The 11,627-nt window shown below is 42.0% G+C and carries 12 protein-coding genes; 5 read left to right on the top strand and 7 right to left on the bottom strand.

What is annotated here, in order from left to right:
* Positions 1-1,249 (bottom strand): PQQ-dependent sugar dehydrogenase (locus tag ABI367_RS02365; RefSeq protein WP_462227354.1); only part of this gene is annotated, 1,249 nt, incomplete at its 3' end.
* A 176-nt stretch (positions 1,250-1,425) separates the two neighbouring features.
* Here ABI367_RS02365 and ABI367_RS02360 point away from each other — a divergent pair.
* Together ABI367_RS02360 and ABI367_RS02355 are read left to right on the top strand one after the other, a co-directional pair.
* Positions 1,426-3,336: a glycoside hydrolase family 127 protein gene (locus tag ABI367_RS02360; RefSeq protein ID WP_462227353.1), complete on the top strand. Its 1,911-nt coding sequence runs from the start codon at positions 1,426-1,428 to the stop codon at positions 3,334-3,336.
* A 123-nt stretch (positions 3,337-3,459) separates the two neighbouring features.
* Positions 3,460-5,805: an ATP-binding protein gene (locus ABI367_RS02355; protein ID WP_462227352.1), complete on the top strand. Its 2,346-nt coding sequence runs from the start codon at positions 3,460-3,462 to the stop codon at positions 5,803-5,805.
* Between the two features lie 39 nt (positions 5,806-5,844).
* On the opposite strand, the gene ABI367_RS02350 is transcribed toward ABI367_RS02355, so the two are convergent.
* A complete protein-coding gene (locus ABI367_RS02350; RefSeq protein WP_462227351.1) occupies positions 5,845-6,252 on the bottom strand; it encodes a Dabb family protein in 408 nt (135 codons plus the stop codon).
* Positions 6,253-6,376: 124 nt separating this feature from the next.
* Here ABI367_RS02350 and ABI367_RS02345 point away from each other — a divergent pair, with 124 nt between their 5' ends.
* From ABI367_RS02345 to ABI367_RS02335, 3 genes are all read left to right on the top strand, one after another.
* Positions 6,377-6,733 (top strand): YciI family protein, encoded by a 357-nt coding sequence (locus ABI367_RS02345; RefSeq protein WP_462227350.1) that lies wholly within the window; start codon positions 6,377-6,379, stop codon positions 6,731-6,733.
* A 40-nt stretch (positions 6,734-6,773) separates the two neighbouring features.
* Positions 6,774-7,931, top strand: coding sequence for an RNA polymerase sigma factor (locus tag ABI367_RS02340; RefSeq protein WP_462227349.1), 1,158 nt, complete (start codon positions 6,774-6,776; stop codon positions 7,929-7,931).
* 141 nt (positions 7,932-8,072) lie between these two features.
* Entirely contained in the window at positions 8,073-8,309 is a 237-nt protein-coding gene (locus tag ABI367_RS02335; protein ID WP_462227348.1) for a hypothetical protein, read from the top strand.
* A 41-nt stretch (positions 8,310-8,350) separates the two neighbouring features.
* Here the strand turns inward: ABI367_RS02335 and ABI367_RS02330 are convergent, their stop codons facing one another.
* The 5 genes from ABI367_RS02330 to ABI367_RS02310 all read right to left on the bottom strand — a co-directional run.
* Complete coding sequence (locus tag ABI367_RS02330; protein WP_462227347.1) at positions 8,351-8,560, bottom strand: DNA-directed RNA polymerase subunit alpha C-terminal domain-containing protein; 210 nt, start codon at positions 8,558-8,560, stop codon at positions 8,351-8,353.
* A 73-nt stretch (positions 8,561-8,633) separates the two neighbouring features.
* Complete coding sequence (locus tag ABI367_RS02325; protein ID WP_462227346.1) at positions 8,634-10,271, bottom strand: ArnT family glycosyltransferase; 1,638 nt, start codon at positions 10,269-10,271, stop codon at positions 8,634-8,636.
* A 122-nt stretch (positions 10,272-10,393) separates the two neighbouring features.
* Entirely contained in the window at positions 10,394-10,906 is a 513-nt protein-coding gene (locus ABI367_RS02320; protein WP_462227345.1) for a hypothetical protein, read from the bottom strand.
* The gene (locus tag ABI367_RS02315; RefSeq protein WP_462227344.1) at positions 10,903-11,355 is read right to left on the bottom strand and encodes a hypothetical protein; all 453 of its coding nucleotides are present in this window, start codon (positions 11,353-11,355) and stop codon (positions 10,903-10,905) included. Before ABI367_RS02315 ends, ABI367_RS02320 begins: the two co-directional genes overlap by 4 nt.
* Position 11,356: 1 nt before the next feature.
* Positions 11,357-11,627, bottom strand: a 271-nt coding sequence (locus ABI367_RS02310; protein ID WP_462227343.1) for a sialate O-acetylesterase, incomplete at its 5' end; no start/stop codon positions are given.

Raw genomic sequence — 11,627 nt, 5'->3', positions numbered from 1 at the left:
ATTTGTTTGACCCTGCTTTATAGGTTATTTTAAATACAGTTCCTTTAACGTCATCTGCTACATACAGGGCACCATCGGGTCCCTGAGCCAGGCCGCAGGGGCGGTATTTAAAATTCAAATTGCCTTGTTCTCTGGGGGAAAAGTCATCGGCAAAAATTTCATATTTGCCTACGGCCTTTCCGTTTTTAAACGGCACAAAGGCTACCAGGTAACCCTTCTTCATTTCGGGCGATTGCGCATGAAAAGCCATAAAAGCACCGTTACGATACCGGACCGGAAACATTTTGCCGGTATAAAAAAGCAGATCATTAGGTGCAAAATGTGCAGGTATTATAACTGCCGGGTCAAGGTATTTAACATCCGGCGATCTTTTACCATCACCACCAAACTCCGGCGATTGAACGTACTTATTTTGAAAATTATCATAGTAAGCAAAGGGCCATCCGGCGTTTGCATTTTGGTGTAATTCATACAGCGCTTCGGCGGGTAGTTGGGCCACCTGCTTTGCGGTATAATACTGTGGATAACTGTTATCCAAACTCCGGCCATGCTGCGTAGCAAAAATAGTTTTGGTAACCGGGTTAACATCAATACCCACCGAGTTTTTTACCCCGGTTGCAAACCGTTCGCCATCGGCAAAAGTTTGGTTGGGCTTATCCGCCTTAAACTTCCATACCCCACCTACCGAATCAAGCAATGGGCAACCCGGTATACCTACAATGGTACCCTTCTCCCGGCAGGCATCTGAATACGAACCTACGGCCACATACAGGTTATTATGATCATCAACAACAAACGCTTTAGAGTTATCCTGTCGTTTATCAACCAAACCCTTTACCAGCAGTTCGGGATTTTCGGTATCAATAACTTCATTTTTGGCGTTCAGTTTATACCGATATATAGCACTGTTGGAGGATGAATATAAATAGCCGTTCTTTATTTTTATGCCCGTGCCGGGGTAATCGCCAAAGCCTGTTTTAGTTTCAAAATAACCATCATGGTTTTGGTCGGTAAGGTAATATAATCCTTTACGGTTGCGTATAGAGTTTTCTTTGACATATATATTGCCATTTGCCGTAACCGCCAAATGCCTCACCGGGCCCAACGAATCGGCCACAATAACTGCCGAAAACCCTTGCGGCAGCGTAAGATTAGCCGGTACCGACCCCTGCTGCTGATTGATTGTTAAACTGGTAAGGCCCGTCAATGCGGTAACCGCGCCGACTATATAAAGTGTTATTTTATTCATTATGGTTTATAATTGAGAAGTCGAAGTTAAAAAAACAAAACATAACCTGTTTTGCATAACATTCCTTTTACATAATAAAACTATTTATAAATGTGTTTTTGACATTTAAATAAAAATATTATATTTGAGTTGTCCGTGCTGTTTGCACACCCAATTATTCCTTTATACCTGTTTTTATGAAAAATTTTATGCTTAAGGCAAGCGTTATCACGTTGGTAGCGGTAAGTGCGGCTCAAATATCCTTCGCGCAATACATCGGTCAAAATACATCCGAACAAAAGTTAGCTGTAAAAATTACTAATAAGGCATCGAGCTTTAATTTGCAGGATGTGCAGTTGCTGGACAGCCGCTTTAAGCAAAATATGCAGCGCGACGGCAAATTGTTACTGGCCTTAGATACCAAAAGGCTATTGCATAGCTGGCGCATAAATGCAGGTATATCCAGCAATGCAAAAGCCTTTGGCGGCTGGGAAGCATTGGATGTAGAGTTACGCGGGCATACTTTGGGGCATGTCATGTCGGCCCTGGCCATGATGTACGCATCTACAGGCGAGCAGGCTTATAAAAACAAGGCTGATACCATTGTACGCGCATTAGCCGAGTGCCAGGATGTATTAAACCAGGGCGGTTATTTGAGCGCGTTCCCGCAAAACTTTATTGACCGGGTTATAGCAGGTAAAAATGTTTGGGCACCATGGTACACCATACATAAGATAATGGCGGGTTTAACAGACCTGTATATATACACCGGCGACAAAAAAGCCCTTGCCATAGTCGAGAAAATGAGCGATTGGGCTTACCATAAATTGCAGCCTTTGTCTAAAGAACAATTGGCCGTGATGGAACGCAATGAGTTTGGGGGGATGATTGAAGTAGCCTACAACTTATACGCCATTACCGGAAACGAGCAGGACAAACGCCTGGCAGAACTTTTTTATGACGAATCGGTATTAAACCCTTTAGCCAACCAGCAGGATAAACTGGCCGGACTTCATGCCAACACACAAATACCTAAAATTATTGGCGAAGCGCGCGGCTATGAACTAACCGGCGACGACAAGCAAAAAACTATCGCCCAGTTTTTTTGGCAAACCGTAATTGACCACCATACCTATGCAACCGGCGGCAATAGCGACAACGAACACTTTTTTACGCCCGATCAGCTATCTAAACATATCACCCCAATAACAACAGAAAGCTGTAATACTTACAATATGCTTAAACTTACCCGGCACCTGTTTACCTGGACGGCGGATGAGAAATATGCCGACTATTATGAGCAGGCCCTTTATAACCATATTTTGGGCACACAGGATGCGGAGACCGGCATGTTTACCTACTTTATGTCGTTTAAACCAGGGTTGTTTAAAGTTTACAGTACCGCCGACAATTCGTTTTGGTGCTGTATGGGTACGGGCTTTGAAAACCATGCCAAATATGCGGAAAGCATTTATTACCATAACGACAAGGGCGTATTTGTTAACCTTTTTATCCCATCGGTGCTTAACTGGAAGGAGAAAGGGCTTAAGCTAACCCAAACCACCCAATATCCGGAAGAAAACACTACGCATTTAACTATAAATGAAAGCCCTGCGGGTAATACAACGCTGTACATCAGGTACCCTGCCTGGGCAACAGACGGCGCAACGGTTAAAATTAACGGCAAGGTTGTTAAAACCGAGGCTAAACCCGGTAGTTATATGGTTTTAGATAGAAAATGGAAAGCCGGCGATAAAATAGACGTTACTTACCCTATGGCATTGCATTTGGTAAAAACCAATGACGACCCTAACAAAGCCGCCATTGCATACGGGCCTATAGTGTTGGCAGGTGATATGGGCACCGAAGGTATAACCGCTCCTGCGCCATTTGCCAGGGACCAGCAAAACTTTAAAAATTATGCTATTCCGGCCAGTGTTATTTCGTCGCTTCATGCAAATGGACAACCCGTAAAAACATGGGTAACGCCTGTTGCAAACCAGCCATTAACGTTCCAAACAAAAGGTGTAGCAAACCGGGATATAACGCTGCTGCCCTATTACGCTATAAACAAACAACGCTATGTGCTGTATTGGGATCTTCAATAACTTTAAAGTTACCGGCGCAAGGATTAGTGTTGAAAGCTGGCACCGGCAATCACTTTTTTATATTATTTAAAACATTTTTTTTACATAGGCGTATATTATCAAATTAAAACCTGTGGCCTCAAAATGTTAACGCACAATAATTTTCAGCAAGTTCATGGTTATAGTGCGATAGGTGTAGTCTCCTTAAACCGGAACGGCCTAATTGTATATGCCAACCCGAAGGCCAGACATATGTTTTTTCCGGACGGAATTTATATTGAACAACCTTTCAGTCGTTTTTTCACAAGTCTTAACCCGAATGAAGACGCGGTTGAAAAATTATTTACCGAAGATATTATTGACACAGAGTTTTCTTTTTTTTCTACCAGTGGCGATGAAAAAAATGTTCTGATAAGTTCAAAGGTTTATATAGACGAAGAGCAAGACGCAAGGACACATTTATTTATTCGCGATATTACACTACTTAAAAAAAAGGAAAGACTTTTAGCCTACCTAAATACTATTGCCGAAGAGCTGGCGCAGGCCCGTGATACCAAAACCGCGCTTGATAAAATATCAAAATTAATTGTACCCCGGTTTGCCAACTGGTTTAGTATTGACTTACTGCGCGATGGCAAACTGGAAGAGCTGATACTGGCGCACGAGGACCCCGAAAAAATAAGCTGGGCCAAAACTTACCGCGAAACTTACCCGGTTGATTTGAATAGCGACCAGGGAACAGCCAGGGTAATTAAAACAGGTATACCCAGCCATGTGCCCATAATAACTGCCGATATGGTAAAGGCATCTATTAAAAACCCGATACAGTTAGACACCATATTAAAAATGAACCTGCAATCGGTAATTACGGTTGCTATTGCCGGGAAGGGCGTTATTATAGGGGTTCTTAATTTGGTCTCGACTCGAGAAGGACAGTTTTATGATGAAACCGACCTTCGTTTTGCCCAGAGCTTTGCCAGCCATATTGGGTTGGCATTGGAGAACGCCCGGCTTAACGAAGCGGCCCAAAATGAGATAATGCAAAGAAAGCTCATTGAGCTGAAGCTTAAAATAACGCAAACTCATTTACAATCGGCCCTGTCATCTGGCCTGGTGGGTACCTGGGTGCGTGATTTGGAAAAGAATTTAATGTTTGCCGATGAAAGCCTTTCGGCCATGTTTGGCGTGCCATATAAACCCCAAGGACATGACGCGCAAGTTTTTCAAAACCTGATTCACCCTGATGACCAGGCATTAGCTAATAAAAAAAGGCACCAGGCATTAAAGGGCGATTCCATATATGAAGCTGAATACCGTGTAGATACAAAAGAGGCCATAAAATGGTTTTTTGTACGTGGCAAAACCGAACAAAACGAACGGGGAGAAACCAATTTAATAAGCGGGGTAATGGTAGATGTTACCAGCAGGAAACAAGCTGAACTGGCCCTGCAAGAAAATGAAAAGCTCTTTAGATTTTTAACAGATGCTATCCCCCATAAATTATGGACAGCAGGACCTGATGGTAAAGCTACCTATTACAACCGGGGATGGTATGACTATACCGGGACGCAAAACTTTGAGGAGTTGCGAGCGAGAATATGGGATATATTGCACCCCGAAGACCGCGAAGTAGCCAGGATAAGCTGGCCAAAAGCTATGTTGACAGGAGAGGATAGCGTAATTGAGCACCGTTTTAGAAGGCATGATGGGCAGTACCGCTGGCACCTCTCCCGCTACTCGGCACATAAAGATGATGAGGGCAATATAAAATTATGGGTAGGTACAAGTACAGATATACACGAACAAAAAGAGAACGAGCAGCGTAAAGACGAATTCCTGTCAATTGCCAGCCATGAGCTAAAAACACCGCTTACAAGTATTAAGGCCTTTAACCAGTTAATGAAGCGCGCTAAAGATGACGAGGGGCGCCTTAATAATTTTATAGAAAAATCAGCCGAGCATATTTACCGCCTTGAAAAGCTGATAAGCGATCTGCTGGATGTTACCAAGATCAACTCAGGTAAATTGAATTACAACATTGAGCCGTTTGATTTTAAAGAAATGCTGAAAGAAAGCGTAGAGAATATGCAATACAATACCTCGCACGAGATCATACTTGAAACCACACCCGCCATACGTTATAACGGCGACAGGTACAGGTTAGAACAGGTAATGAATAACCTGCTTTCCAACGCTATCAAATATTCGCCGCAGGGCAAAAAAATAATCATAAATGCAACTATCGCTGACGGCAATATCACGGTATCTGTACAGGATTTTGGCATAGGTATAGCCCCCGAGGACCTTGATCGCCTCTTTGACCGGTATTACCGGGTTGATAATACAGCTATGCGGTTTGAAGGTTTAGGCCTGGGCCTCTTTATTTCGTCAGAGGTTTTGAAACGCCACCAGGGCAGTTTATGCGTAAAGAGTGAACTAGGTAAAGGATCAACTTTTTATTTTAGCCTACCCTTAAATCGCTCACTATGATTATAACCTGATCGACGTATAAACAACTACTCAGTGTAGCTAAGCATCAATAGCATCATACACTACTACTTTTTCCCAAAGCGGGCTGCACGTTTCAACAAACTTGAGGTGTATGGGGTCGTTCTGGTAATCGGCCTGATCTTTAATATTATCAAAAAACATCAGTTCAGAAACTGCCCAGCTATTGTCAACCACATCCCGCTTTTCAGTAGCGGCCACTACGCCTACTCTTAACTCACGTACTAATTTAATTTTGGCTAAGGTTTTAACGCCGGCTACCAATTTATCCCTGTCTTCTTTTGACGATGGATTTTTAAGCCAGAATAGCACATGATGGATTACCGGGTATTTGTTTGCCATAGTATTTAAAGGTGTTGCTGACGCCACAGTACCGGCAGCTAAGGCTGCTGACGTGGCTATAAATTTCCGTCTGTTGGTTGGTTTCATAATTGGTTAAAATAAAACGTTAATTTAGTTAATAAATTGAATAAGTGAAGTCGGCTGTCCAATTTCGTTTACCCCACTTGTTATGAATGTAATTAACACATTTATAACAACTAATTTTAACAGTATGAAAGAGTACATTTTAATTTTCAGGCATGAGGATGGCAGCAAGATCGCATCGCCTGAGCAGATGCAAATTTGGATGAAACAAACTATGGACTGGATAGGCGGCATTGCCGCTAAAAACCAGTTTGTGGCCGGCACCGGTTTACCTTTTGATGATGCTAAAGTAGTTTGGCACAACAATGTAGTTACCAACGGTCCTTTTGGCGAAATAAAAGAAACCATTGGCGGCTATATTATAGTTAAGGCAAACAGTGTGGAAGAAGCTGTTGAATTTGCCAAAGGCAGCCCCGTGCTTCAAGGTGATGGCAACAGCGTTGAAGTAAGGCAGATAGGACATAAAACCGAAGGCGTTAATTAACAAAAATCAAGTCCCTCAAAATATTTTGAGGGACTTTTTTATGATGGAACAGCAGGAGCTTATACCCCATTTATTCAGAACAGAAGCACGCAAAATAACAGCTGTACTGTGTAAATATTTAGGCATTGACCACATACAACTTGCGGAAGATATTGCTGCCGAAACATTTTTGGCCGCGTTAGAGGACTGGCCCTATAAAGGCATCCCTCCAAATCCGGTTGGCTGGTTATATACTGTTGCTAAAAACAAGGCTAAGAACAATGCGTTACGTGCGCAGGTTTTTAGTGAGAAGGTTAGTCTGCAAATAAATGATGAGGCTTCAATTAACGAATTTGAAATTGATCTGTCTGATAAAAATATAGCCGACAGCCAGTTGCAAATGTTGTTTGCTATATGCCACCCTACTTTACCGGTCGAGGCTCAAATTGGTCTGGCGCTGCGTATACTTTGTGGATTTGGGATCGATGAAATTGCCAACGCCTTTTTAACCAATAAAGAAACCATTAATAAACGCCTGTTCAGAGCAAAAGAGAAGTTACGGGCCGAAAAGATCAGGATAGAGTTTCCCGGAAAAATCGAGATAGATAAAAGGCTATCGGCGGTATTAACCACCTTATACCTGCTGTTTAATGAAGGTTATTATGCAGAAAGTGGCGATAGCGTATTGCGCGAAGACTTGTGCCTGGAGGCCATGCGCCTAACTTATATGCTGATTGAAAATGAGCAAACCAACCAGTCTTCCGTAAACGCGCTGTTTGCTTTAATGTGTTTCCATGCGTCGCGCTTTGAGGCCCGCAAAAACAATACCGGCGAAATTGTTTTATACCATGACCAGGATGAAAAGTTGTGGAACTATGAACTTATTGCCCGTGGTGCCTACCATTTACACAAAGCATCCGGCGGCGATAACCTGTCTAAATATCATATTGAGGCAAGTATAGCCTACTGGCTTACCAACAAAGCAGATACGTCCGAAAAATGGGAAAATATATTGCACCTGCATAACTGTTTGCTGGCCATGCAATACTCGCCGGTTGCGGCTTTAAACCGCACCTATGCGCTGGCAAAAGTTAAAGGTAATGCCAAAGCCATTAAAGAAGCAGAAGCACTTAAACTGGAGAACAATCCGTTTTACTATACGTTACTGGGCGAATTATATAAACCTACTGATACTGAAAAAGCCAAACAGCATTTTTAAAGGCATACAACCTGGCAAAAACAAAAGCCGACAAACAGCTTATCAGTAAAAAGATAGAAGGTGTGTAAATGTTGACAAACATTTGCATATTGCTGATAACAATACCGACCCTTGATGGTTAATGAAAAAAAACAAGGCAACATGGAAAAATTTGAAATATCAGTTACTTATAACGACTGCAACTATCATTTAGAAGTACGCGATTATATGCACCATGAGGGCGAACAGTGTAAATATGAGGTATATAGTAATGGCGATTTTATAGGGAGTTTTGAACCCGATCATCATAAAATTTTACACATCTGTAAAAACCCGGGCCTGGTTAATGAGGAAGTGTTGCATTTAGTGGCCGATCAGTTAGAGAAAGACCATATTTAACGTATTTCATTTTGATGTTAAATGCTGCATTAAAATAATAATTACACCCGGCTTGTTTTGAAAGATAAGCCGCTATCAGCCATTAATACCTTTAAGGTTTGCAAGGCATTTTTGCCAATACCGTGTAATTGTATTAACTCGCTTTCGGTTAACAAGGCTAATTGATTTACCGTTTTAATACCAGCGCCTGCCAAAGCGCGCTGTGCTGGTTTAGCTAATTTTATAAAAGGTATTGTATTGTTGGTTTCCATTGATTTTTAGGAATACTAATTTATTAAACATTTATAAGAGGGCCGCCGTTATTGGCAGTCTTTTTATTTAATGTTACTTACCAAACGGCTGCAAACCCTTTAACTGTCTGTACACCGGATAATCGTCAAACACCGGAGATGTTTTTGCCTGGTGAAAGTTTTTGCCGTAATAAACCTGTAAATGTTCCTCTACAACACCGCCGCGAATAATAGGAATATCAGGCAACCGGGTAATGCTGTCAAAAAACGGTGCGGCATCCTCATAAACTGTTTCATTGTAGGCATGGGCCTCGCCAATTATCACCGCATCTTTGCCTATCAACGTTTTAGGATCAACCAGGTAAGCCAGGTTACGCGCATCGCGATTAAAGCATAAAATGTCCTTTTTCCCCTTCAAGGCCCAGTCAACCTTGCCGGCCAGCCACCAGCGGGTGCTGGCTGCAAACACCTTATCGTTCTTTATCCATCCTTCTTTTTCAAAGCGAGTCATTACATCATCATAATCAACGCCTTGTATAGTAGGGTCAATTTCGCCGCCTCCCAAACTTACCACCCATTTAGGGCCATAGCTTTGCCAAAACCCGGTAACCATGTGTAAGCCTAAAACGGTTATAGTAATTATAGTAAAGTATATGGAGAAGTTAAGCCATCTGCGGGTTAGGCGTCTACGTTTTTCGTCAGCATTATTCAAAGCCTTATCAATAGCAAAACCCAACGGCATAAACAACATCATATAACCGGGTGCCTGCCAATGAAAATGGTATTGTAAGTCGGCCCAAAGAGTTAACACGGTAAAAAAAACAATGGGCAATACCGCCATCCAAAAAGTAAAACTATATATCGCTTGTAAACGCTGTTTATAGGCGATAAAAAGTTGTCTGATAGTCGGAAACCATATCCAGGGTAGCAACCAGGCTGCCTGCCCTACTATGCTTCTAAAAAACCAGTCGAAATGTATTTTAAATGCCTCGTTACGCGTTCCGGCTCTTGACCCCTGCCATACAAATGATATCCAGTTGTGCTTATAGTTCCACCATATTACGGGGAAAGCCATCATGATAGTAATTATTATGGCTAAGTATGGCCCGGGGTGTGTAAGCCAGTGGCGCTGCTTTTTATTGATGGCAATAAACATAAATACCCCGGCAAATAAAAACAGCACATGGTATTTGCTTAAAGTGGCCAGGCCCATGCAAATCCCTACTATTATCCATAACATATAAACCTTGCGGCTTTCGGTCTTAGGGTCAAGCGGCTTATCCTCGCCAACACCCAAAACTTTAATAATATACCAGGTGCTTAACAGCCAAAAAAACATCAGCGGACCATCCGGCTGGTACCAGCAGGCAACACCCACAGTAAACAAAGCGCTTAAGTTCATCACAACAACGGCCCAAAAACCCGCGGCAGCGTTAAAGAATTTTTTGGTGATCAAAAACAAATACCAGCTGGTGCCTGCAAACAATAATACTGTTGGGAAACGCAAGCCGAAATTATTTAACCCAAATAACCTTATACTTAACCCACCCAGCCAAAAAAACAGGGGTGGCTGGTCAAAATAACTCCAGTCTAAGTGGATTGCACCTCTAAAATAGTATGATTCGCCGTTACCCAGTCCCGTATAGGCGGCTATAAGCAACCGTATAAAAAAAGTGACAATTATTAATATAATGGTGGATGACCGCGCGTTGGCTTGCGTTATTTTTTTCATTAAATCGGTTAATTTAATTTAACGCTGCAAGGTCCTGATTTTTTTAAATAAATGCAGGATTTATTTTTTGTTGATGTGGTAGTAGTGGTATCTGAGGACACAGAAAACCGGGATAAATACTATTAAGGCTGATATATCCCATCAAACACAGCACCCTGCAAAACCAATCTCAAATCATTTTCACGTTGTGTACCTATCAATATCTTCTCGTTAGCTAAAGTGATCTCTAAGCCAACTTCGCCCGAAACAGTAAAGCAGGTAGTGGTATCGTTAAACCTTACACCCCACCCCTTAAATTCTTTCATACTATCATATTTGCGAATAGAAATACTTTTAATATCAGCCAACCTAATAGTTTTGGGACTGGTTAAAAAGCCAAAACTGACATCTATCGCTTCGGTGGTGATGCGTAACCTGAGTTTTTGAAAACTTGCTAATATACTGCCGCCAATACTTGCCAAAGCAATACTGACCAACACAACACTGGGAAGTGGGTGATTGCCAACTGGTTTATGAGATACTATTTGTACAATGGCCAATAAGCCAAATGGTATTGCTATTACCCCTATAGCTACAACCAGCAACACATTGCGCTGGTTTTCTTCAAACAGTATTTCTCCTTGTGTAGTGGTCATTTTATCCTATTCAATAAACTTTGTAACTCATCTGTAAGTAACTCATCTGCCTTACCTTTAACCAAAGCATCAATAAAACCTTGCAGATACTTTTTGCTCCCATCAGCCGTGCCAAGCACATAGCCACCCATATACTCCTTTTTATTATAAAGCGCAATTTGAAAACTACCAAACGGGTAACTTTTTTTGGCCAGTCCCTTTATAGCAGTAGGGTGCGTATTGATGAAAGCCATAGCTATTTTTAAGGACGGCTCATCCGTAATAGTTATTTTATTGAAAAATTTATTCTCATAAAGCTCACTTTTTACCGAACAGATATAGAGTGTGGGTATAGGTTTATCACCCTGGGCCAATGGGGATATTTTTATAGTAACAGACGATAAACTTTGGGCAAGGCAATTAAAGCCCAAAGCGCATATCATCAGTGCAGAAAAAACCAGCCTTTTCATATTATTTCTTTTTTTGAAGCATCAGCATTTTTGCCGCATACCTTCTGCCCAATTCATCGGCAGACGGGCTGTCAAAATGCAGGGTATCGCCCCGGTGCACCAGGTTTTCGGTAGTGGCAACGGCGGTGTAAGGCACAGTGGTGGGTAATTTATCTATTTCATCATTGATATGACCAAAGGTGCGGTAACGGCCCAATTCGCCGGCTACAAATGGCAATTTATCATTACCCACTAACTTACGGAAACGACCTATCAACTCTTTTAACTGTTCC

The sequence above is a fragment of the Mucilaginibacter sp. genome (genome assembly GCF_039935595.1).
Classification (GTDB): domain Bacteria; phylum Bacteroidota; class Bacteroidia; order Sphingobacteriales; family Sphingobacteriaceae; genus Mucilaginibacter.
Note: the sequence above shows the minus strand (reverse complement) of the source record. Positions and strands in the feature narration are given on the sequence as shown.